Annotated in this window: 24 protein-coding genes and 1 tRNA gene; 16 read left to right on the plus strand and 9 right to left on the minus strand. The window is 51.5% G+C overall.

What is annotated here, in order from left to right:
- Positions 1–887, plus strand: an 887-nt coding sequence (locus HYT76_06995) for an OmpA family protein (GenBank protein MBI2083302.1), incomplete at its 5' end; no start/stop codon positions are given.
- Here the strand turns inward: HYT76_06995 and HYT76_07000 are convergent.
- Positions 884–1,180, minus strand: a complete 297-nt coding sequence (locus HYT76_07000) for a hypothetical protein (GenBank protein ID MBI2083303.1) — start codon at positions 1,178–1,180, stop codon at positions 884–886. The genes HYT76_06995 and HYT76_07000 overlap by 4 nt on opposite strands.
- A gap of 27 nt (positions 1,181–1,207) precedes the next feature.
- On the minus strand, positions 1,208–5,026 hold the full coding sequence (locus tag HYT76_07005; GenBank protein ID MBI2083304.1) for a hypothetical protein: 3,819 nt from the start codon (positions 5,024–5,026) through the stop codon (positions 1,208–1,210).
- 498 nt (positions 5,027–5,524) lie between these two features.
- On the opposite strand from HYT76_07005, the gene HYT76_07010 reads away from it, so the two are divergent.
- From HYT76_07010 to HYT76_07030, 5 genes are all read left to right on the plus strand, one after another.
- On the plus strand, positions 5,525–5,917 hold the full coding sequence (locus tag HYT76_07010; GenBank protein ID MBI2083305.1) for an arsenate reductase ArsC: 393 nt from the start codon (positions 5,525–5,527) through the stop codon (positions 5,915–5,917).
- Complete coding sequence (locus HYT76_07015) at positions 5,914–8,187, plus strand: trehalose-6-phosphate synthase (GenBank protein MBI2083306.1); 2,274 nt, start codon at positions 5,914–5,916, stop codon at positions 8,185–8,187. Before HYT76_07010 ends, HYT76_07015 begins: the two co-directional genes overlap by 4 nt.
- A gap of 94 nt (positions 8,188–8,281) precedes the next feature.
- Complete coding sequence (locus tag HYT76_07020; GenBank protein ID MBI2083307.1) at positions 8,282–8,719, plus strand: MerR family transcriptional regulator; 438 nt, start codon at positions 8,282–8,284, stop codon at positions 8,717–8,719.
- Positions 8,707–9,033, plus strand: a complete 327-nt coding sequence (locus HYT76_07025; protein MBI2083308.1) for a hypothetical protein — start codon at positions 8,707–8,709, stop codon at positions 9,031–9,033. Before HYT76_07020 ends, HYT76_07025 begins: the two co-directional genes overlap by 13 nt.
- Positions 9,034–9,040: 7 nt before the next feature.
- Positions 9,041–9,223 (plus strand): hypothetical protein, encoded by a 183-nt coding sequence (locus HYT76_07030; protein ID MBI2083309.1) that lies wholly within the window; start codon positions 9,041–9,043, stop codon positions 9,221–9,223.
- Positions 9,224–9,316: 93 nt separating this feature from the next.
- Here the strand turns inward: HYT76_07030 and HYT76_07035 are convergent, their stop codons facing one another.
- From HYT76_07035 to HYT76_07050, 4 genes are read right to left on the minus strand one after another with little or no spacing between them, the layout of a single operon-like run.
- Positions 9,317–9,607, minus strand: coding sequence for a hypothetical protein (locus HYT76_07035; GenBank protein ID MBI2083310.1), 291 nt, complete (start codon positions 9,605–9,607; stop codon positions 9,317–9,319).
- Positions 9,604–10,230 carry a class I SAM-dependent methyltransferase gene (locus HYT76_07040; GenBank protein MBI2083311.1) on the minus strand — a complete coding sequence of 209 codons (627 nt, stop codon included), beginning with the start codon at positions 10,228–10,230 and terminating at the stop codon, positions 9,604–9,606. Before HYT76_07040 ends, HYT76_07035 begins: the two co-directional genes overlap by 4 nt.
- The gene (locus HYT76_07045; protein ID MBI2083312.1) at positions 10,227–10,514 is read right to left on the minus strand and encodes a zf-HC2 domain-containing protein; all 288 of its coding nucleotides are present in this window, start codon (positions 10,512–10,514) and stop codon (positions 10,227–10,229) included. The genes HYT76_07040 and HYT76_07045 overlap by 4 nt, the downstream gene beginning before the upstream one ends.
- Entirely contained in the window at positions 10,504–11,127 is a 624-nt protein-coding gene (locus HYT76_07050; GenBank protein ID MBI2083313.1) for a sigma-70 family RNA polymerase sigma factor, read from the minus strand. The genes HYT76_07045 and HYT76_07050 overlap by 11 nt, the downstream gene beginning before the upstream one ends.
- A gap of 109 nt (positions 11,128–11,236) precedes the next feature.
- Here HYT76_07050 and HYT76_07055 point away from each other — a divergent pair, with 109 nt between their 5' ends.
- From HYT76_07055 to HYT76_07085, 7 genes are read left to right on the plus strand one after another with little or no spacing between them, the layout of a single operon-like run.
- On the plus strand, positions 11,237–11,665 hold the full coding sequence (locus tag HYT76_07055) for a hypothetical protein (GenBank protein MBI2083314.1): 429 nt from the start codon (positions 11,237–11,239) through the stop codon (positions 11,663–11,665).
- A gap of 5 nt (positions 11,666–11,670) precedes the next feature.
- Positions 11,671–13,101, plus strand: a complete 1,431-nt coding sequence (locus HYT76_07060) for a mercuric reductase (protein ID MBI2083315.1) — start codon at positions 11,671–11,673, stop codon at positions 13,099–13,101.
- Entirely contained in the window at positions 13,098–13,730 is a 633-nt protein-coding gene (locus HYT76_07065) for a glycosyltransferase (GenBank protein MBI2083316.1), read from the plus strand. The genes HYT76_07060 and HYT76_07065 overlap by 4 nt, the downstream gene beginning before the upstream one ends.
- Positions 13,731–13,768: 38 nt before the next feature.
- Positions 13,769–14,683: an arsenosugar biosynthesis radical SAM protein ArsS gene (gene arsS / locus HYT76_07070; GenBank protein ID MBI2083317.1), complete on the plus strand. Its 915-nt coding sequence runs from the start codon at positions 13,769–13,771 to the stop codon at positions 14,681–14,683.
- A 12-nt stretch (positions 14,684–14,695) separates the two neighbouring features.
- Entirely contained in the window at positions 14,696–15,742 is a 1,047-nt protein-coding gene (locus HYT76_07075; GenBank protein MBI2083318.1) for a methyltransferase domain-containing protein, read from the plus strand.
- Positions 15,742–16,314, plus strand: a complete 573-nt coding sequence (locus tag HYT76_07080) for a TIGR04282 family arsenosugar biosynthesis glycosyltransferase (protein MBI2083319.1) — start codon at positions 15,742–15,744, stop codon at positions 16,312–16,314. The genes HYT76_07075 and HYT76_07080 overlap by 1 nt, the downstream gene beginning before the upstream one ends.
- Positions 16,301–16,957 (plus strand): TVP38/TMEM64 family protein, encoded by a 657-nt coding sequence (locus HYT76_07085; GenBank protein ID MBI2083320.1) that lies wholly within the window; start codon positions 16,301–16,303, stop codon positions 16,955–16,957. Before HYT76_07080 ends, HYT76_07085 begins: the two co-directional genes overlap by 14 nt.
- Positions 16,958–17,157: 200 nt before the next feature.
- Here the strand turns inward: HYT76_07085 and HYT76_07090 are convergent, their stop codons facing one another.
- Together HYT76_07090 and HYT76_07095 are read right to left on the minus strand one after the other, a co-directional pair.
- Entirely contained in the window at positions 17,158–17,604 is a 447-nt protein-coding gene (locus HYT76_07090) for a hypothetical protein (protein MBI2083321.1), read from the minus strand.
- 364 nt (positions 17,605–17,968) lie between these two features.
- Positions 17,969–18,041 (minus strand) — tRNA-Gly (locus HYT76_07095).
- Positions 18,042–18,145: 104 nt separating this feature from the next.
- Between HYT76_07095 and HYT76_07100 the strand changes: the two genes are divergently transcribed.
- The 3 genes from HYT76_07100 (at position 18,146) to HYT76_07110 (ending at position 22,398) form a co-directional block, all read left to right on the plus strand.
- Complete coding sequence (locus HYT76_07100) at positions 18,146–19,504, plus strand: MBL fold metallo-hydrolase (GenBank protein MBI2083322.1); 1,359 nt, start codon at positions 18,146–18,148, stop codon at positions 19,502–19,504.
- Positions 19,505–19,698: 194 nt separating this feature from the next.
- Entirely contained in the window at positions 19,699–21,441 is a 1,743-nt protein-coding gene (locus HYT76_07105) for an FAD-dependent oxidoreductase (protein MBI2083323.1), read from the plus strand.
- Between the two features lie 6 nt (positions 21,442–21,447).
- Positions 21,448–22,398: a hypothetical protein gene (locus tag HYT76_07110; GenBank protein ID MBI2083324.1), complete on the plus strand. Its 951-nt coding sequence runs from the start codon at positions 21,448–21,450 to the stop codon at positions 22,396–22,398.
- Here HYT76_07110 and HYT76_07115 read toward each other — a convergent pair.
- A complete protein-coding gene (locus HYT76_07115) occupies positions 22,387–23,484 on the minus strand; it encodes a hypothetical protein (GenBank protein MBI2083325.1) in 1,098 nt (365 codons plus the stop codon). The genes HYT76_07110 and HYT76_07115 overlap by 12 nt on opposite strands.
- Between the last annotated feature and the right edge of the window lie 29 nt (positions 23,485–23,513).

Here is a 23,513-nt window from a genome sequence, read left to right on the forward strand (position 1 = left end):
AGGAGAGAGAGGAACTGAAGAAACAAGATCAAGAGGCCAAACAATTGGCGGATAAGATCAAGAAAGAAAAGGCAGAACTGGAAAAATTAAGGAAAGAAGCGCCGAAGAAAGAGAAGGCAAAAAAGATCAAAAAAGAAAAATTGAGCAAGAAGGAATTAAAGGAAAAGGCACAGGCGACCGCCTATTTTGGAGTGGGGGGCATTGACCCTACACCGGAATTTCTAGGACCGATCCGTGAGGTCGCACTCCTCTTGAAGCAGCATCCGGAGGTGAAACCTGTAAGGATCGAAGGACATACCGATAACACCGGAAGTCATACGCTGAATCTGGCCCTGTCACTCCGTCGGGCAGAAGCGGTCAAAGAAATTCTTATCCGCGAAGGGGTTGATCCTTCACGAATCGTTACAGCCGGTTTCAATGCCGACCGTCCCGTTGCGCCGAATATCACACGCAGGGAAAGACAACTGAATCGACGGGTCGAGATTTTTATTGGAGACAAAGAGAAGAAGCGGGAACGTCATCGGATCAAAGAGAAGGAGCTCCGAAAAAATATCCATACCACTGCCTATTTTAGTGTTGGTGCCAACCACCCGAGCCAGGAATCCACGCAATGGATCCGCAAGGCGGCTGCGCTGTTGCGTGAGCATCCGGAAATCAAAGAGATCGCCGTGGAGGGACATACCGATAACATTGGAGATCGTTCCAAGAATGTCGACCTCTCACTTCAACGAGCGGAGGCGGTAAAAGAGATTCTGGTTCGGGAAGGGATCGATCCCTCCAGGATTATGACCTTCGGATTCAATGCCGATCGCCCGGTGGCAGCCGATAACACACCCAGTGAGCGACAATTAAATCGGCGGGTTGAAATTATGGTTGGGGATTATTAATGACGGTGGTAACCACGCTGCTGTCCTGGAGAAGTCGGCCGTCCTAGGAGAAGATTCCCTTCATGCCAAACTCGAATCGACCGATGCATCGGTTCAGGCCCCATTTTCTGGAGTTGAATCAGGATCTCCACCACACGGGCCAGTCGATCATTGTTCTTTTGGAGTAATTCAAGCGCCCTTTTTTGGTCCGGCGACAGTGGCCCCGAACGTTTGTCCGTCATCACGATCTCGGTAGCCAGCTTGATATTGCACAGGGACGACCTTACTTCTCGCCAAAGAAATTGCTTCGTCATTCTCACAGTCCTCCCTTCCTGCCTGTCTTATGGCACCGTCATTTCGATAGACCAACTTAAAAAACCGGCACAGGTACCTGCTGATTCCGTAAATGAGATATCAATACAATCATTCGCCGTAATCGCTACCGTATTAACAGCATCGGCACACGTCTGACTGTTTGAGATCGAGCAGGTCAGTGCGGTATTAGAAAAGACACCGGTACAGCCGGTTGCCTTGCGTACGGTCAGCACACAGGTATCCCCCGATGCCTGAGCCGCACTCATATAAAAGTTCAAATTCTTGAGCGTCGCGGCAAAGGGGATATGAGTGCCAAGAGAGGCCTCCGCGGCACCACAAACCCCACCATAAGGATGGCAGGTGGTGCTGGCCGTAAGTGACACACTCGATCGGCCACTGATTAACGATCGATCGACACCGGTAGAGGCTGATGTAAGTCGACCATCCGCATCGACAGTGATCGAGGCGACGGTGTAACTACCCGGCGTGACAGCAGTCGAAGCAAGCTCCGAGGTTCCGACCGCATCCGCGGCAATATCGGCCGCCGCTATTGTATCCGCTGCGATATCATCGGTCGTGATCGTCGAATCCGTGATCTCCGCTGATTCAATCGTTTGTCCCAGAACCGAAAGCTCTCCAGCGGCATTGGGTAATGTGATTGATCTGTCGGCGGTCGGGTCAGCAGCGGAGAGCGTGATCTCAAAAAGATCGGCAGTCGCCCCTTCAAAGATCAGGCTTTGATTCGTCCCATCAATAAAGCAATCGCCACTCAAGCAGGAACCAACCGCTGTAATATCACCCGATCCCGAAGCGGTGGCCCAGGCGGGATTGGCCCCTGTTCCCAAGGTTTGGAGGAACTGCCCGGAGGTTCCGGCAGCAAGCCTGACCCAATCAGTACCACTATAATACATGACATCCCCCTGCGCATCGGAACCGAGCGCAATATCGGTCCCATCCACAGAGTTGTCAGCAACCGTCGGATTTGGATATGACCCCGTTAAATCCCCTCCCGCACTCGTCCCCGACGTCACGATGGTCCCCGTCTCATTCGGAATTGTCACAATCGTATCGGCACCCGGATCGCCCGTGAAGGCCAATCGATTCTCGAAGGTATTGACGGTGGCCCCTTCATAGACCAGCTCAGTTCCATTGTTTGTCCCATCAACAAACGCCGCCCCCGTCGTTGCATCCCCTACCGCTGATATATCTCCTGTCTCCGATCCGGATGAGGCAGCGGTCAATCTCCCGTCCGCATCCACCGTGATCGAGGCGATCGTGTAACTCCCAGCGGTCACTGCCGTCGCCGCTAACTCGGAGGCGTCAACCGCATTCGCAGCGATCTCGGTACTCCCAACCGCATCCGTTGCAATCTCATCACTCCCGACCGCATCGGTCCCGATATCCGCAGCGGCAATCGTTGCATCGGTGATCTCGCCTGATTCGATCGTCTGTCCCAAAACTGAGAACTCACCGCTCGCATCCGGTAATGTCACCGACCGGTCCGCCGTTGGATCGCCAGCCGAAAGAACAATTTCGAAAAGATTGGTGGTCGCCCCCTCGAATGTCAGGTTCTGATTCGTCCCATCAATAAAACAATCACCGGTTGTGCACGAACCGACAGAGGAAACATCACCTGTCTCGCTTCCCGTTGAGGCCGCTGTGAGTCTTCCGTCGGCGTCGACTGTAATGCTCGCCACGGTGTAGCTTCCCGCTGTCACCGTAGTGGCAGCAAGTTCGGAAGCCCCGATAGCATCGACAGCGATCTCTGCGGAACCGACGGCATCGGTGGCTATTTCAGAGCTGCCCACAGCGTCCGCAGCGATCTCATCACTCCCGACCGCATCGGTCCCGATATCCGCAGCGGCAATCGTTGCATCGGTGATCTCGCCTGATTCGATCGTCTGTCCCAAAACCGAGAACTCACCGCTCGCATCCGGTAATGTCACCGACCGGTCTGCCGTTGGATCCCCAGCCGAAAGAACAATTTCGAAAAGATTGGTGGTCGCCCCCTCGAATGTCAGGTTCTGATTCGTCCCATCAATAAAACAATCACCGGTTGTACAGGAACCGACAGAAGAAATATCACCGGTCTCGCTTCCTGTTGAGGCCGCTGTGAGTCTTCCGTCGGCGTCGACTGTAATGCTCGCCACGGTGTAACTTCCCGCTGTCACCGTAGTGGCAGCAAGTTCGGAAGCCCCGATAGCATCGACAGCGATCTCTGCGGAACCGACGGCATCGGTGGCTATTTCGGAGCTGCCTACAGCATCCGCAGCGATCTCTAACCCACCAACGGCATCGGTCGCAATTTCCGAGCCCCCAACAGCATCGGCAATAATCTCGGCGCTTCCGACAGCATCCGTCGCAATCTCTGCCGATCCGACACCGTCAGTCGCAATATCTCCTGCTGTAATCGTGTCCGCCGCAATCTCAGTCGTCGTGACGGCATCCGTTGCGATCTCCGCTGACCCAACGGCATCGGTCGCAATTTCAGAGCTGCCGATTGCATCCGCCGCGATATCGGCTGCAAGAATCGTATCCAGAGAAATCTCCGCGGTTGTGACCCCTCCCGCAGAAATTCCGATGACATCAGCGGCAACCGTAAGACCGTTACCAGCCCCCACATCGAGTGTCACACTGCCGGTGCTCCCACCCCCCGTCAGACCGGCCCCCGCAGTCACATCCGTAATATCACCACCACTCCCTGAGGGGGTGTCCCACGAGAGAACGCCGGCGCCACTTGTCTTCAAAAATTGACCAGAGGTTCCGTCGACGGAAGGCAAGGTCCAGATCTGGTTCGCGGAAATATCGTTGGGCGCCTTAAGGCCGACATAATTGGAACCGGTCGCCTCCAGTTCGCGAAACCTGAGCTCTGCCGTTTGTCCCGCGTCGGTACCAAAGGCCATCAGGACAAGACCATCAGCAGTCGTCCCATCAATTGTCACAAGGGTAAAAGTTCCTGTCGCTGGGGTTGTCCCGCCGATCACTGAATTATTGATCGTCCCCCCCGAAAGTGTCAGATTGTTATCCACCTCGGCATCGGAAACGACAGAACTTCCGGCAACGAGATCCGAGGCGGTCAAGGTATCCGAAACCTGCGTATCAGTGATCCCGGCCGCCGTGCTGATATCGGCACTGGTAATCGTCCCATCAGTAATCTCCGAAGATTCAATCGAAGTCCCCAGAACAGAACTGAGCGTCACATCACCCGATGCCCCACCCCCACTGAGACCCGTCCCTGCCGTCACGGCCGTGATATCACCTGTCCCACTGCTCACCATCCCATTCGCCGCCGAGGTAATACGACCATCGCCATCCACAACAATAGTCGCTAAGGTATATGTCCCCGGAGTCACTCCCGAAGAGGCGAGTTGGGTCGGACCGATAGCCCCCGTCCCGATATCGGATTCCTCAATGACACCGGCCCCGATATTCTCGCTCGTAATAATATCCTCCGCGAGAGAAAGCGCGATTTCAGCCACATCGGCCCTCTGGGACCAGGGAATGCTAAAGATTGCCAGACGCGGAGAAAACTCCCGATCCCCCTCAATCTGAACACCGAGGTAAAGCGACTCATTTTCAAAGAGATCCACGGGAAATGGAACAGTCGCCCCTAATTCTGCGGTAAAGACACCTTGATCAAAAGAAAGATTCTGTGCCTCTTCCCAAACGGGATCTGCCGAACTGGAATCAGGGTAGAGACGAAAGGTGACTTCCAAAAAACCACCGAGCGGGTTCCCTTCTTCATCCACAACAAAACCCTGGTGAAAAAGCCGATCCCGTGTCCCTGCAAGGGCAGCAAGGGGAAAAAGTAGAAGGAAAAGGAAGATGAGGATCTTGATCTTCATTCCTGACCCCCCTTCTCTCCCGCAAGACTTTGGGCCCCAAGACTGAGCGAAGGGGAAAACATCCGATAGCGGTCACCTCGACTTTCTCCCCCGAAAATGAAACTAGATCCCCCTGTCCCTCTATAAACATCACCTGAGAAGTTCACCTGACCCAAACTTCCAACGAGCTGATGACTGCCGCTCAAAGGAGGGATTAACCCTGGCTCTGTGGGCGGAGGTATCGGAGGCACCGGAGAAATCGCTGTCTCCTCCCGAGAGAGGAAAAGATGCGGTCCTGGACTGATACAACCCTCCCCAAGGCAGAGGAAACACCCCAGTAGGACAAAGCCTGGAGATATCCATTTCATACGCGATGAATGGTAAGGAAAAGTGTGTCCTAATGATATCGGCGCAAACCTGATGTTTTTGTCCGTTATTCTCCTACAAAAAGCAGGCTAAAAGCTGTCCTTATACTTTTCCCCTTGTACATATACTCGTCGCCTTGCTATTCTTTCTTCCGTGAAAATTCTATTCGTTTGCGAATACAATGCCTGTCGGAGTCAGATGGCAGAGGGTATGGCGCGAGTGTTCCTTCCAACCCATTTTTCTATTATGAGTGCTGGCCTCTACCCTGGTGAATTAAACCCGATTACGATCGAGGTCATGAAGGAGATCGGAATCGACATCTCACATCAGCGGTCGAAGCTGCTTGCGGAAGTGAAGGAGAAGCAGTTTGATCAGGTAGTTGTCCTTGCCGAACCGGCATGGGAAGCAATAGGGATGTTACAGATGGATCACAAAATGCTTTGGGCTTTTCCCGATCCAGCATCTGATCCCGGTGACACTGAAACGGTGAAGGGGCGAATCCGCAGGGTTCGGGATCTGTTGAAGGAGAGAATTTTAACATTATGAGGATTTCCCGTTTCTGGATTTTAATCGTTGGATCTTTGCTGGTCGTTGCCGTCGCCGTCTCCTTCGGTCATTTTCGGCGGGAACAGAACAGCCTTCGGGATGATCTCAATCGACGCGCCCGTGTGATCGCAAAAAGCCTCGCACCCCCTGCGATCCGCATCCTGAAAAATCCTCCCGCTGTTGATGAAGAAGATGTTGCGGAACGATTGGAGGGACAAGGTCGCACCCTTGGACTTATGGTTTGCGATCTTGAGGGGAAGTTGATCGCTCGATCATCAACGCTCTCCGACATCTTCACCTGTAACGATGAAGTCATGGCAACGTTGCAGAGCGGAAATGAAGCGGTGCTTCTGGATGAAACAGGGGGCCAGTCTCTTCATCGGTTGGTCACTCCATTGAAAGATCGGTCTAGTTCCCTTGTTGGTACTCTCACCATCGTTCATGACGCCACCTACATTACAAAACGGGTCATGTCGGCTGTTACCTGGATGACGCTTACCCTCGCCATTTTGGCGATTGTCATTGCCGTCGGAACTTATCTTGCTTCGCGTCGCTCATTTCAAAGATCGGTTGCCCATCTCCTCGACTGGATGAAATCGTCAAAGACCGAAGAGAACCTTTCTCCTCCCACCGAATCTCTTTTGAGGCCTGTCTCCAGAGAGGTTGAAAAGCTGACCGCCCGATTGAGGGCGGCCAAGGAGACGGCCAAAGAGGTTTCGGAGGCAAGTCAGGTGAGCAATCTCTGGACCGCGGCCCGTCTGAAGGCCCACGCTACATCTTCTATTGGAAACAAGTCACTGATCGTCGTTTCAAATCGGGAACCGTACATGCATGTTCGGCAAGAGGGTCAACCGCAGGTCATCATCCCGGCAAGTGGTCTGGTCACGGCGCTTGATCCTGTCCTTCGGGCGACCTCTGGCATCTGGATCGCCCACGGATCGGGGGAGGAAGACCGCGATTTTGTGGATAGCGAAGACAAGATCCTGGTCCCGCCGCAGTCCCCTCTTTATACACTCAGAAGAATCTGGCTCACGCGGGAGGAGGAAGAGCGGTACTATTATGGTTTCTCCAACGAAGCGGTCTGGCCTCTCTGTCACCTCACCCATCACCGGCCGCATTTTGAGGAGAAGGACTGGCAGTATTACAGGAAGGTGAATGAGAAATTCGCTGATGCCGTTGTGCAAGAATGCGGCAAAGAACGACCGTTTATTCTCGTCCAGGATTACCATTTTACCCTGCTCCCAAAGTTGATTCGTGAGCGGCGACCTGATGCCGTGGTTGGCTTGTTTTGGCACATCCCCTGGCCTACACCCGAATCGTTTCAAATCTGTCCTTGGAAGCGGGAGATATTAGAAGGGATATTGGGGGCAAACTTCGTCGGGTTTCATCTGCAATCGTTCTGTAACAACTTTCTTGATACTGTAAACAGTCTCCTCCCGGTGCGAATTGATTGGGATCGACCGGGCATCCTCCACGAGGAAGGATTAACGACAGTCAAGCCATTCCCGATCGGGGTTCAGCCGTGGTCGGAGCGAGGAATCGCCTCAGATGAAGTATTTCGCGAGAAGGCAAATATGTGGCGAAAGGAATTGGAGTTGAACACTCGGCGTCTGGTCGTGAGTGTTGACCGGCTCGATTACACCAAGGGGATACCGGAGAGGATCGGAGCAATTGATCGGTTTTTGGAAAAATATCCGGCCTATCGCGGAAAGGTTTCCTTTGTGCAACTTGCGGCCCCTAGCCGGGTTCACATTCCACGCTACCGGGAATTTGTGACAGAAGTTGAAGCCTTTGTGGAGCAGGTCAATTGGCGGCACGGAACCGAGGATTGGAAACCGATTCTCTTTCTCAAATCACATCACGATGCCGAGACGGTTTACACCTTTCTTAGAATGGCTGATGTTTGCATCATCAGTTCTCTCTCAGACGGGATGAATCTCGTTGCCAAGGAATTTGTCGCGGCACGAGAAAAAACAGATGGAGTTCTTATTCTCTCCGAGTTTGCTGGCGTGGCGCGTGAGTTTCAGGATGCCTTGCAGGTGAACCCTTATTCTCGTGCCGATTTTGCGGAGGTCATCCGGGTGGCCCTTGAGATGCCGATGGAAGAACAAAAAAGACGGATCGGCCGCATGAAGGCACAAGTCATAGAACATAACGTCTACGGATGGGCCGCAAGTCTTATTACTGAAATGACTCAGACCACGGAGGAAGTGTCTGCACAGAAAGTTCATTCGGTATTGAAAACAGCAAATAGCGACGAATCTCGTTGAGGCTAGACCCCTTCTCGTGTCTTTCTTTGATCTGGGCGACCCTTTAAAAAAACAATTTGACCTTAGAGCCAGCTCAAAGGTTTATAATACCTTCATGCGTTCGGGTTTATTCGTTGGAGAATTGGCAAAGCAGGGCGGCGTCGATCCCTGGACGATCCGGTACTATGAAAAAGAGCGGTTGATCCCGCAAGCCCCTCGTTCCACCTCCCGATACCGGATGTATCCCAAGGAAACCGTTGATCTGATTCGATTTATCAAAACGGCGCAAGGACTGGGCCTCACTCTCGAAGAGATCAAAAAGGTCATCGATGCAAAGAGGCTCAAAGGAAAGCCCTGCGAACATGTGGTCAAGCTCCTGGAGACGAAAGTCGGCGACCTGCATCGAAAGATTGAGGAGATGGGTCGGCTTAAGAAAACAATCGGAGGGCTTCTTAGAAATTGGCAAACGGTTCGCAAGAGTAAAACGACCTGTATCTGTGAAATCATCGAGTCGGCGGGTCAAAGAAGAGGAGAAAAGAAATGCAAAAGCTGACACGAATCACCGCCGTCGGGGCGAGTGCGGCCGCCCTTTTTGGCTCCTGTTGTGCCTTGCCGCTTCTTCTGGTGGGACTGACGGGGACTGTTGGTTTTGCCTCTGTGCTCATTCCCTATCAGAAGTATTTTACGATTCTGACCATCCTCTTATTGGGAACCGCCTTTTATCTCGTTTATGGAAGGAAACAGGCAGTTTGCGAGAATCCTAAACTTTGTAGCCCTGCAAGTCAGAAATGGACGAGGATTCTCTTGTGGATCTCGACGGCATTGGCGGCGATCTTTTTGATCGGGCCGCATTTGATAGCACCGTGAGGGAACCATGACAGAAAAATGCGCCGAAGGAGTTTGTGAAATCAGCGACAAAGAGACGGCTCAAGCCCCAGCGTCTGCAGTAAAAGAGAGGTATAATTCACCGCCGATCTGCTACTGTTTCCATATCTTTCGTGAGGATATTGAGCAGGAGATCGGAAAAACAGAAAAGACAACAATACCGGATTTTTAAGGGCGCAAATCAAGTCCGGCAATTGCCGGTGCGAGACTGTCAACCCAAAGAAGACCTGTTGCCTGGGAGATATCGTAAAGGTAGTCAAAGAAATTACAGATTGACCCGGAGGTGTCTTTTCAGGTCGGGAAGTTTTCCCTCAAGGACTTCCCTCGCATGGATTCGGCAATCGAGAAAATGGGCAAGGAATTGAGGTTGGTCTTTGAGCATCTCCCTGACCTCTGACTCCGGGACATCGAGAAGGGCGATGGTGCTCACATATTCGGTTTCTTGATCGCCGGAATATCTTTGAAGGAGTGTCAGCGTCGGAGTCTTCTCGATAAACTTCTCCCGAACGATCTTCACGAGGAGGTCAGGGGGAATATGGCAGTAGCAGGTCTTCATATTTTTTCCCCTTCAATCAAGAGATAGGTATCTGCCTTCAAATAGGTCGTGCGGGTCACCTTGAGCGATTTGGTAGAACGAATGTGATCCAAGGTTTTACGATCGAACCGTGCCCCGTAAACAAGTTCAACAAAGGGGGCCAGGAGTTTTTGTCGAAGTTGTAACGAGCGGTCTTTGGAATAGAGGATTTCAATCAGGCGGAACCGTCCTCCCGATTTGAGAATCCGCGCCATCTCGCGCAAAGCCAGCGGTTGAAGACTGTCGGGCATGACACAATACATAAAGGTCGAGATGTACCAGTCGAAGGTTCCATCGGCGAATCTCTTTAAGCTTGTGGCATCTGCCTCTTGGAGGTCGACCTTGCATTGAGCCACACCCCTCCTTTTACGTGCCTGTCGGAGCATTCCTGAACTCAAATCAATGGCGGTGAGATTCACGGATGGGGAGTAATGGCGCAGGTTGTGTCCCGTTCCGACCCCGGCCTCCAGGACACGACCATCGACATCTTTCAGAATCTCCGGCCGCCACTTTCGATATTGCCGCTCCCACGGATAATCCAAAATATCATAGAACCACGAGGTGATCTGATATTTTGATCGGAGGCGGTGATTTTCATCGGTCACACCTTGCCTCCCGCCTTTTGCGCGAGAAACTCAAAGAGATTCTCCTTGAATTCCGGATCGAGTGTCGGCTTCTGAAATGTTTTTCCCAACGAGGCGGTCTTTCGATAGGCCGCTATGAAGCGCTGACAGTTTTTGCAAGCCTTGAGGTGCCGCTCGACCGCCTTCATCGTCGATGAATCCAGGACCCCTTCTAAAAAGTCGTAGGCGAACTGTTCTACCTCCTCACAAGTGGGGAGCCCCATGAGGCCAAACATCGCCCGGATCATTTTGTGCTTAACGGACATACTTTCCCTCAATCCTCTTCCTCAAAAAAAGCCGTGCCCGATGGACCCGATTCTTCATTGCCGGTTTGGTCAGTTCCAAAATTTTGCAGACCTCATCCTCCGGCAGCTGCTCAACATCCTTCAAGAGGTAGGCGGTCTTCAAGTCATCGGGGAGGAGTTCGATCGACGCCTGAACAAACTCCTGAAATTCTTTTTCGGCAAATCTCTCGTCGGGAAGTTTTGCCCAGTCAGAGAAATTTTCCAGATGGATGCCGTTTTCATATTTTGGCAAGGCATCCTCCCACGAGACCTGAACCTTCCCCTTGTTGGGCCGGAGCCTCATCAACGACTCGTTCACCGTCACCCGGTAGAGCCACGTATAGAGCGACGAGGCCTCTTCAAATGTTGCGATCTTCTCCACCACCTTCAAGCACACCTCCTGAACGATCTCTTGGGCCTCCTCCGGACGTTTCAAGAACTGGAGTGAAAGCCGGTACAGTTTATCCGACCAGCGGGAGATCAATTCGCGAAAGGCCCAGTCGGCCTTCTCGCGAAGGCCCCGAATCAGATCCTTCTCACTGATGTTAGATGCGGCGGCTGACTGAAAATCTCGCGATTTTGGAAGACTTTCCACAGGGGCTGGAAATCTAACAAAATATCAAGGAATGGGAAGACAAAATCTCTCAAGACTTTTTCCTATCCCCAGCATCAAAGCGTATAGAAACCAAAGAAAAGGGGGACTTATGAAGATCAATATCAAGAAGGGGATTCTGGCAGGGATTTTGGGGACGGTGGCGATCACCATCGTTGCCACCTTCGGTGCGCCGATGATGGGGTTACCGAAGATGGACATCGCCGGGATGCTGGCCGGTGTCATGGGAGGTTCAGCCACACTCGGATGGATTGCCCACTTTATGATCGGGACAATCCTCGCCTTTGGTTATGCCCTGTTTCAGGGGAAACTCCCCGGACCTGCCGTCGTGCGAGGCGCCCTTTACGGGATCGCCCCATGGCTCATGGCCCAGATTGTCGTGATGCCGATGATGGGGATGGGATTCTTTTCGGGTGCCTTCACCCCGGCGTTTGGAAGTCTGATCGGTCACCTTGTTTATGGTGCGGTGGTGGGGATTGTTTACTCATCTGATGCCACGTGCAAATCATGCTCCGCATAGAAGGAATGGAAACACAACGATATCATCTCATCGTCATCGGTGCCGGATCAGGAGGACTTGTGGCGGCGGCTGGTGCGGCGGGGCTGGGGGCCAAAGTCGCCTTGGTCGAGAAGCACAAGATGGGAGGCGATTGCCTCAACACCGGGTGTGTTCCCTCGAAGGCGATTATTCGGACGGCGAAACTGATCTACGATACGAAAACCGGACACCGGTTTGGGCTTTGCGATCTCCATCCCGAAATCAATCTCTCCCGCATTATGGAATCGGTTCGCTCTGTACAATCGAAGCTCGAACCTCATGATTCACCCGACCGATTCCGTGGACTCGGTATTGACCTTCACTTTGGTTCCTTTCGATTCATCTCCTCGCACGAAATCACCGATGGAAAGGTCACGCTGTCGGCCAAACGGTTTGTGATCGCCACCGGCGCAAGTCCCTTTGTCCCGCCGATCAAGGGGATCAACGAGATACCGATCCTCACGAGCGACAATGTCTGGGGACTTAAGGAACTCCCCAAGCGACTTGTTGTCTTGGGTGGCGGCCCGATCGGTGCGGAGCTGACACAAGTCTTCGCACGGTTGGGGTCGAAGGTCACTGTTGTTGAAATGTTGGACTCCCTTCTCATCCGGGAAGACACCGAAGTCTCACAGTTCATCAAGGAACGTTTTATAAAAGAAGGGATCGAGGTCTTGATCGGTCACAAGGCGGTTGAAGTCAGAAAATCGGGCGATTCTTTTGAGCTGATTGCGCAAGAGGGTCAGAAGGGAAAACATATCCCGTTTGACCAGATCCTTGTTGCCGTAGGCCGTGCCCCGAATGTGAATGGTCTCGATCTTGAAAAGGCGGGGGTCAAATTCTCCAAGAAGGGAATCGAGGTGGATGAATACCTTCAGACCTCCGCAAAACATATCTTTGCTTGTGGGGATGTTGTCGGCCCTTATCAATTCACCCACACCGCCGATTTTCAGGCAAGACTGATCCTCCGAAACGCCCTTTTCCCCGGAAGATCAAAGATTAACTACCGAGTCGTTCCGTGGTGCACGTTCACCGATCCTGAAGTCGCCCGTGTCGGTTTTAACGAAAGAGAGGCGAAAGAAAAAGGGATTCCTTATGATCTCTATTCTTACTCATTCAACGATCTCGACCGTGCGGTTTGTGATCGTGAGGAGGGAGGATTCATCAAGATATTGACTGAAAAGGGATCGGGTCAGTTATTGGGAATCACCATCGTCGGCTCCCACGCCGGGGATCTTCTGCATGAACTCGCCTTGGCGATGCACCAAAGAATCGGGCTTAAAAAAATCGCCTCGATGATCCATGTCTATCCGACACTGGCGGAAATCTCCAAACGGATTGCCGACACCTATCAAAGATCACACATGACACCTCGGCTCAAGCAATGGCTGGCAACATATTTCAAATGGAGGTTTGGATGATAAGCGTCATTATTCCTTCTTTGAATGACGGGGTTCATCTCAAACGGAATCTTCCCGCACTGGAGAAAGATCATCGGATTGAGGTGATCGTGATTGAAGCGGAGAAGGTTGGCATCGCCAATCGTGCCCATCAGATGAATGTGGGTGCGACAAGGGCAAAAGGAGACTTGCTCGTTTTTCTTCATGCCGACACGAAGATCAATCCGGATGATCTCACCAACCTCGCCGAGCAGATGAAACAAAGGCCTGAACTGGTAGGCGGAGCCTTCCGGTTTGCATTGGATGGTGAAGGCATCAAGTCCCGCTTGATTGAGTTCGGTGTGAGGTTAAGGGAGTTAGCGTTTCGACTCCCGTACGGCGATCAAGCGATCTTCATCCGAAAGACCCACTTTGAAAATTTGGGTGGTTACCCGGAGGCACCGCTTTTGGAGGATGTCCTGCTCGCACAAAAGATGAAAACGTTAGGATCGCTCTATTTCTTCCCTAAGAAAGCGGTGACGAGTGCGCGCTGCTGGGAACAACACGGTTACCTCAAAACCACATTCGTGAATTTGGCGACGATGATTTTTTGGCGATTGGGGGTTTCGTTAGAAAGAATTGTCAATTTTAGACGGAGGGTTTTTCAGTGATCCCGTTCGAGGAGACATTAAGAAAGAACCGGCTCGAAATCAGACGGAAGCCGCTTGAAATCTTGCAAATCAACCTCGGGAAGCTCTGTGATCTCGCCTGTCTCCATTGCCATGTCGAGGCCGGGCCGAAACGCAAGGAGATGATGGAACGGAAGACTGCCGAGCGACTTATGGAACTTTTGAAGAAGTCACCCTCTATTCAGACGGTTGATCTGACTGGCGGGGCACCGGAACTCAATCCAAACTTCCGCTACCTCGTTCAAGAGTCACGAACATTGGGGCGGGAAGTGATCGACCGCTGTAACCTTACAGTTCTTTTCCAGAAAGGTCAGGAGGAAACCCACTATTTCTTGAAACAGCATCGAGTTCAGATCGTCGCCTCACTCCCCTGTTACTCCAGAGAGAACGTTGAGAAACAACGTGGCCGAGGCGTCTTTGACAAGAGCCTCCGGGCCTTAAAGCTCCTGAATGAGTTGGGTTACGGAAGAGAGGGAACCGGTCTTATTCTTGATCTTGTTTATAATCCGATCGGGCCTTCTCTCCCGCCGCCTCAGGCAGAATTGGAGTTGGACTACAAAAAGGAACTCAAGGAACTTTTTGGAATTGAATTTAATCGCCTATTGACGATCACGAACATGCCGATCAAACGGTTTCATGGTTATTTGGGACGACGAGGTGAACTGGACCGATACGCAGACCTCCTTGTAAATAATTTCAACCCGGAGGCGGCCGGGCATGTGATGTGCCGCAACCTCATTTCCGTAAGCTGGGACGGCAAAATCTACGATTGCGATTTTAATCAGATGTTGGAAATTCCCATTGGAGGAAAAAGAAAGACGATTTGGAAGATCGGGTCATTTGATGAAATTGCATCCGACCCGATTCAGTTTGCGAATCACTGTTACGGATGCACCGCCGGGGCGGGAAGTTCGTGCTCCGGTGCGCTTATTTAGGAAAGGAGATATATGCAAAACCTAATATCAGAATCGGTGAAGGAGTATTACGGCAAGGTCCTCACGGGGAAAAAAGACTTGAAGACCAACGCCTGTTGCGGCACCGACAGTTTCCCGCCCCACGTTCGCTCGATTGCAAAGATGATCCACCCGGAGATTATCGAGAAATGCTACGGTTGTGGTTCGCCCATCCCATCAGTATTGGCAGGGTTGACGGTACTTGATCTTGGGTGCGGCACCGGACGAGATTCCTATATCCTTTCCAAGCTCGTTGGCACGGAAGGCAAAGTCATCGGCGTCGATATGACCGATGAGCAACTGGAGGTGGCCAGGCGCCATCTCCCCTTCCAAATGAAACAATTTGGTTACACACAACCGAATGTCCGTTTCTTAAAAGGATACATTGAGGACCTTGAATCGTTGGAGATCAAAAACAACTCCGTTGATCTTGTTGTTTCCAACTGTGTGATCAACCTCTCCCCCGACAAACGCCGGGTTTTCTCTGAAATCTTTCGTGTCCTGAAACCGGGCGGGGAACTCTATTTCTCCGATATTTTTACGGGACGCCGGATGCCCAAAGAGTTGTCGGAAGATCCGGTCCTGTTGGGTGAGTGTCTCGGTGGTGCTCTTTACCTCGAAGATTTTCGTCGACTGCTTGTTGAGGTTGGATGCCATGACTATCGCATCACCTCCCGTTCCCGAATTGAATTAAAGAATCCGGAGGTTGAGGCAAAGGCCGGGATGATCGACTTCTGGTCGATGACGGTCCGGGCGTTCAAACTGAAACTCGAAGATCGATGTGAAGATTACGGTCAGATCGCCACTTATTTGGGAACAATCCCGGAATCTCCCCACGCCTTTTCGCTGGACGACCATCACCTGTTTGAAAAGGGACGACCGGCGCCGGTATGCAGTAACACAGCGGTGATGCTCCAAGAGACACGATATGCCTCACACTTCAAGGTGACGGGCGATCTTTCGACTCATTACGGGCTTTTTGATTGTGGGACAGGCGGGAAGGGTGCGGCAAGGGAGACCCCCACAGGGGGATGTTGCTAATGAACAAACTCCTCATCTTTGCCAAATATCCGGAGCCAGGACGGGTGAAAACACGGCTAGCCAAAACGATCGGACCGGAGAAGGCGGCCATTCTCTACAAGGAGATGGTTGAGACGGTCATGCAAAAGAGTCTTCCCGTGGATGGCGAGTATCGAAGAACTTTGTGCTTTGACCCTCCTCAAATGGAGAACGATTTTAGGGAATGGTTTCCTTTGTTGGAGATGAGACCCCAATGTCGTGGGGATTTGGGGCAACGGATGTCAGCCGTTTTTCAAGAGTCGTTGGAGAATGGTTCAACCAAAACGGTCTTGATTGGAACCGATTGTGTCGAGATCGACCGATCTCTTTTGTGCGATGCCTTTGATCGTCTGGAAAAGAGTGATCTCGTCCTCGGCCCCGCGAAAGACGGCGGCTATTATCTGATCGGAATGAAGAAGCCGCATCCCTTTCTCTTTGAAGGAATCCCTTGGAGTACGGAAAAGGTTCTTGGGCTTACGCTTGAGAAGGCCAAAGAGAGCGATCTCAAGGTTGAATTGTTAAAAACACTCTCGGATCTCGATGAAGAATCTTAAACCGATACTGTTTCTTTTGATTCTCATTGGAGGTGTAGCGGCCTATTTCTTTACGCCACTTCGACAACTCCTGACACCCGGCCGTCTTATAGCCTTAACCCAGTCGGCACACGAAGTTTGGTGGATTCCGATTGTTCTCATTCTTGTCTATGGCATCGGGGGGTTGTTTGGTTTTCCCGGTTCTGCCCTGACTTTAGCCATTGGTGCCCTGTATGGAGTCATCCCCGGATTTTTCTACAACGTGATCGCCTCGAATCTTGCCGCTGGTGCCGGTTTCTTCGGGGCACGATACTTGGGACGCGATTTTGTCTCCCGCTTTCTCAAGGGGAGATGGAAAGAGTTCGATGAAAAAGCGGCGAGACATGGTTTTCGATTCATCTTCTATCTTCGACTTGTTCCGCTCTTTCCATTCAACGGAATCAACTTCGGCGCCGGTCTTTCCAAGATCCGATTCACCGATTATGCCCTTGCCTCGCTCTTGGGAATGATTCCCGGCACTTTTGTCTATACCTACTTTGCCTCCTCCCTTTTGAGTGGAGCAACCGGAGCAAAAGAGAAGGCCACCTTCCATCTGATACTCTCAACAATTCTGTTCGTGCTGTTGTCGCTCGTCCCGGTGGTCTATAAGCGACTCAAGAGGTGATGCACCCTGTCTCAAAAACCCTCCTTACCGACACCTAAAGGTTGATTCATGTCGCTCCTAACTTTTCCAACAGAGCGAGATCTTTCTTCTCCCTCTTCTTTCTTCTCCCTCTTATCGAATCAATTTAAGACATCGGCAAAGTTATCGGTGATAAAGAAGGGAGGTTGTGGATTGATTTTAAAAGCTGATATCGCTTAAGTTTAATTTGTTGTCAGCGCAAAAGGAACAAACCCGATCCGGAAGGCGGGAGAGCCGGGTCGCAGATTAAAATTCTGACGAGCTGGATCCTGAAAGAGTGGGTCCGCGTTGATTGAATTAAGATCCTGTCTCATCTCCCGTTGCCATTGCCAGAGATTCCCCGGCGACGTCGGTGTCCTCGGACGATAGAACAGGTTGTGATTCGACGTGACGAATCGAAACGGCCATTGGTCATAGTGAATCAGTTTTCGATCATTCTCAGGCGGTGAATCGTAAACGATGTTATGTCGGAAAACATTTCCCTGAGGTGGTGCCCGCCCCCGTGCAGCCTCGGGACAACTTCCGGTTTCTGGATACAGGTACAACCCCTTCCGGCTCGATAACCCCGAATCATAGGGACAGGTGGAAGGTTCAGGAGTTGCAAAGCCGATCTGTCCATAATCATTCATCAAAGCCTCCGCTGAATTCCCGTTAACAAAGATATTATTTTCAATCCTGTTGAAAGACCCCCGATGAATGAGATGACGCCTTGCGTGTCCGATTTCTCAAAATGGGAAAATTATCAAAACGAGAAAAAATAAGCGGGCGACGGGGTTCCCCCTCCATTCGCTGTACAGCTCTCTCCGGGGCCGCGGCCTACAGAACGATTCACTGGATCGTTCTGTTACGGCCGTTCTCACCCCGTCATAAATAGAGTGAGTGAGCATTGATCGGATCGGATTCACTCCGTCCGATCAAGCGGAACGAACGATGTACCTTGGGAATTATAGATGGGGTTGTTAAGGGGAGAGCGGGATCTCCCCTTAATTTAAAAGCGGGCGACGGGGTTCGAACCCGCGACCCCGAGCTTGGGAAGCTCGTGCTCTACCAACTGAGCTACGCCCGCAATATTGAAGCTGTATCTACCGATATCAATGGGTCTCATCAATAGAAAAGAACGACAAAAAAACTCTTCCCAATAACCCCAAATCCCTTCATGATGAGAATGGGATGCAACTCCAGTTCATTGGCGCCACCGGAACCGTCACTGGCTCAAAATACCTCCTCCAGGTCGATAAAAAACATTTCCTGGTCGACTGCGGTCTCTTCCAGGGCTTGAAACAGTTACGCCTGAGAAACTGGAACCCCCTCCCGATCCCCCCAAAAGCAATTGAGGCGGTGATCCTGACCCATGCCCATATCGATCATTCCGGATACCTCCCCCTGCTGGTCAAAAACGGTTTCCGGGGAAAGATTTACTGCACACGAGGGACCCGAACACTCTGTGAGATCCTCCTCCCAGATGCCGGCCATCTGCAGGAGGAAGATGCCAGCTTTGCCAACAAACACCGATTTTCAAAACATCACCCTGCCCTTCCCCTTTATACCGAAGAAGATGCCATTCTGTGTCTCAAGTATTTTGAATCAGTCCCCTGGCACAAACAAATTAACCTGGCACGACATCTGAGTTTTCATTTTGAACCGGCAGGACATATTTTGGGGGCTGCCAGCATCCAATTTTCCAATCAAAAAACACGCCTCACCTTTTCCGGTGATTTGGGACGACCCAAACAGATCATGATGCCTCCCCCCAGCTCCCAACATGATACAGACTATCTCGTTGTCGAATCTACCTATGGGGGACGGCGCCATCCCCCTGAGAACCCGAGGGAGATTCTCAAAAACTTTATCAACCCAACCCTCAAGCGTGGAGGGATTGTGCTGATCCCCGCCTTTGCTGTCGGCCGAGCCCAGGAGGTCCTTTATCTTTTAACCCAACTTAAAAAAAACAAGGAGATCCCGAATGTCCCGATTCACCTCAACAGTCCGATGGCGATCCAGGCGACACGGCTTTGTTCGAGTTTTGTCGGGGAACACAAACTGACCGAAGAGGAATGCCAAGAAATCGACCACTCCACACATTTTGTCACAACAATAGATGAGTCCAAACGCCTCAATACCCTCCACGAACCTTCGATCATTATCTCAGCGAGTGGAATGGCAGAAGGGGGACGCATTCTTCATCACCTCAAGGTGCTCGCCCCGCACCCCAAGAATCTGATCCTGTTTGTCGGATTTCAGGCGGCAGGGACACGAGGAGAGGCGATGGTCAATGGAGCGACACAAGTAAAGATCCATGGATCGATGATCCCTGTCCGTGCCCAGGTTGAACTCCTCGAATCCCTCTCGGCGCATGCCGATGAAAACGAAATTGCCGGCTGGCTCAAAAAATTTCCGTCCAGGCCGAAGATGACCTTCATCACGCACGGAGAACCGGAGGCCTGTCAACAGATGAAAAAGAAAATCGAGTCAGAACTTCACTGGAAATGTACGGTGCCTCATTATCTCGACACCTTTAGCCTCTCTTGAAAAACACCTGACGAGGATCATGTTGTCATAAAAATCGCCCTCCCTTATCCTGAGGTTGCCATCAAAAAGGGGGCATTAGTCATCTCCTCCCCCACCCATAAAGTGCCGGCCCGTCTGGGCTAGGAGCCCCGGCGGGCCTGATGGCTTTTTTAGCGTGACACCTATATTTCAAATGCTGTAAAACGCATTTCAAAATGAACCAAGAATACGATGTCGTGATTGTCGGTGCCGGGCTTGCGGGGCTCACCTCGGCTTACTACCTGAAAAAAATCAAACCCTCTCTGAAGATCGTGATCCTGGAACGCTCCGGAAGCGCCGGAGGACTCACCGGCAACTGGATCGATCATCGCCTGGGACCGAAAAAGAAGTTCCAGATGCCGATGCATATGATCTTTGTCGAAAAATATAAAAATCTTTTGAAGCTCGTTTCTGAAATCGGTGGGATCCTCTCCCCCCTTTATACCGGTTATCGAATCATCACGAGTGACGGAAAGAGACATCGGATGGAGATGGACGATTGGGCCGCGAAGATCCTCCCTCCGCCTCTCCATGCCACAGGGATGATTTCGAAACTCGATCTCTCGCTCCTCGCAAAATGGGACCTCTTCAAACTTGCCCTCGCCTCCTGTTACTGTTACCGGGAGTTGGTTCGTGGGGCCGCTGAACCGAAACTGGTCCCGAACACCCTCTCGTTCGAGAGCTTCCAGCTTTTGCTGAATATGGGTCCTCGTGCCCGCGATTTTATTGAGACCGCAACCCCGAGCATTTATAACCCTCATCCTTGGTACGTAAGCGCCCCTCGGATGGCGGCGGTCGCCGCCGGGACCATGGCAGTCAATCGTGGCTCCCTTCACCACCATGTCTTTGGAAAGAACTATAACAGTGCCTTTATCGATCGATTTGTTGAGAAGTTGGTCGCGATGGGAATAGAGATCCGTTATTGGACCGAGGTTCGACGAATCGACAGCAACGCCCACGGAAACCAGATCGATCAGATATGGTGCCGATCGTATGGGACTGAATCGGGAGGCAAGCGGTATGTTTGTGATAATTGTGGCGCTGAAAATTACTCGCTGGATCGTGCCTTCTGTACCCGATGCGGATTGAATACAACCCTTGATCAAATCCGTCAGGGGCAGATTCATCAATCAACCTCTCGTGAGCTTTGGAACCAACCAGAGGAGACTGGCTGTCAACCCCTCAAGTGTCGATGGTTGATTACCGCGATGTATCCCCATATGATTGCGAAGTTGATCCCCGATCATTCCCCTCTCAGACGCCTTCCTGTGGTGAAGTCGTTTTTCTCCTCCCGTGGAAACCAAACCCAGCTCTCAATTGGACGCGTCTACTATAAAAAGCATGTCACGAACGGGGAACAGTTTATCACCGGGACACACAACCCGACCTTCTGTTTCAACGGCTGTCAGTCGGTTTACAACAACTTCGGAGGAGAGGACCTGGATCACCATTACGGAGATGTGATCGATGTGCTCCTCGATGTCGGTGTGATCCAGGAGGCACACCTGCGGGAAGAGATGATTGAAAAAATTGTCAAAGACCTCCAGAGGGTCTATCCCAATGCCGATCCCTCGCTCGTCGAATCGGTCTCCTTTGCGAAGATTCAATCGGACGTCCTCTACCTGACGGAACAACCGGCGATCACGAATCTTCACCGCTTCTTCAATACCCATCAGACCGGCACCTCAAACTGGTTTGTTGCCGGCTGTCACAGCGGCCAGATCGGGATCGGAATGGAATCAGCGGTCGAGAGCGGGATGTCGACGGTCAATCAAATTCTCGAAAAAATGGGGGGGACCGACCGGATCCCTGTGGAATCGTATGCCATGGGGGTTGGAAGTCGAATTGCTGCGATGGTAGGGGCAGGACTCTTAAGATGGAAAGGAGGAGGAAGAAGTTTTCGCCGACTCGCTTCCTAAAAACATATGAAGGGGATCAAACTTTCACAACTTATCTTGTTCAAACGTGTTGGTTGGCTCTTTGCCGGTCTGCTGATCATCATCGTTTTTGGATGGAAAAGCTGGGATGAAACCGTCTCTGCCTCACTTCCTTCGATCCTGACTGCTTCCCCATGGACTCTCCTTTTCCTTTTTCTCTCCTATCTCCTGCAAGCAGAGGCGACACGATCGCTTTTTAAAAAAAGCCCCCCGTCCCTCCTCTTCCTTCTGAAACTTAAAATCGTCTGCGACACCTACAATAAAATCTCTTACCTAGCCCCCTTTCGAGGGGACACGATGTTTCGACAGATTCTCGAGAAGAAAAAGAAGATTTCAGAGGGGACAGAGATTCTCATCCTGGATCGGGCGATTGCCGGGATTTCTTCTTTCTGGACAACCACGATGCTCCTTCTCTTTGGAGTTGTTCTGTCTCTACCTCTCCCTTCTCTTGCAAGCATAGGTATTGGAATCCTGGCAGGGCTTGGTCTCCTGAAGTGGATGCCATTCGAACGATTACGATTTTACTTCTCCTCTCAAGCCCAAAAAGGACACTCCGAAGAGGCGGATCGTTCACTCGCCCGTTTCGTCGAGGGAAACCGCGCTCGATACTGGTCCTCACTGATCTTTCACATTTTAAGCCAGCTCATTCTTTGTCTCGTCATTTACTGGCTCGGAAAAAGTTTTTTTGAGTCCTTTTCACTCTCCCAGGCCTTTCTCCTGACAGGGATTTTCCCTCTCTTATCCCGCTTGCTCCGGTTCCTCCCGGCGTCTCTCGGTTTTTTTGAAATCGCCTGTGCCACCCTGATGGCCCTGTTTTACGGAAGTGAGGGGCTCGCTCTCGGTTTCCTCCTCGCTATCATGTTCCGATTGGTCGTGTTGGCTGGAGTGACAGCCGGTCTTCTTATCGGTGGGAATCCGACCAAAGTCTTATTCCGATGAAACCTTGATGGAGATTTTACCCTCAATAAGAAGGGCCATCGTCGTCCCCTTCATCCCGTTGAAAATACCATCCGCACCGGGATCCAGTGTCGAATCCACAATCTTTGTCGTCCCGACAAGGGTGATATTCCCCTCTTCATCGATACGACTTCCAAAGATCTTTTTCCCAACAGAGTCATAATGATCATTGCCAAATGAGGATTGAAGCGCGTTTGAGTTCGGCATGACACCCAGGGCCTCCAGAGAAACCTCATCCGTCGTCAATGTCACAACAACAGTCGTATTAAAATCAGCGTCCATTTTAACAGAGACATCTTCCAGTGTGATACTGCCGACAGCCGAATCGTATTGACCACTCGCCTCAGCAACCGTGGTAATCATGGTGTCCTGTTTGACTCGAGGGCCAAGGGTCGGAACCTCTTTTTTCGGTTTCGGCAAAATAAAAATCCCCTCCGCAATCGGCGGAAGAGTCGCCTCAGCTTCCTTCAGATTCAATATGAGCGTAAGATCCGTCGGTTCAAAAACCCTTTCTCCATCATCAGAACTGATCGGTGCATCCAGTTTTGAAGTCGCCGCCACCAGCCGGGTGACCGTCAAGGCAACTTCACCATCAAAACTCACCTCGCTCCCTTCAGAAAGATTCACACACCCGCCTGCCGAGTCCCCTTCAGGTGTTCCGGAAAGCGCCACTTGATAGACCCCCATCTGAGGACTTTGATAGGCGATATCTAAAAGGGCATCGTGTTCCTCGCCAGCCGTTTTCGGGGTATAGGTCAGAGTGAAGATATAATCAGCGCCGGGAGGAACCCTGATTTCAGAGAGAGACCCGGCAACACTGGGAATTTCAACCTCACCAACCGTCACCCCCTCCAGGACAAAATTTTTCAGGGGATCGGTCCCCGGAGCGATCGAAGCCCCACCGATGACAACCTCTTCAGCCGTTGAATTGGAAAATTTCAGGCGTTCTGTCCTGGGAACACAGATATTGGAGGTCCCAAAGTTTAGGTCAAAACGACCATACAATTGATCATCTGCCCCACAACCGGCCACCAGAAAAAACAGGAATCCTAGAAAATAGTGCCTCATACGTTAGTCATTATTAGTATCGGTCAAAA

This window comes from Deltaproteobacteria bacterium, assembly GCA_016180845.1.
Classification (GTDB): Bacteria; UBA10199; UBA10199; order JACPAL01; family JACPAL01; genus JACPAK01.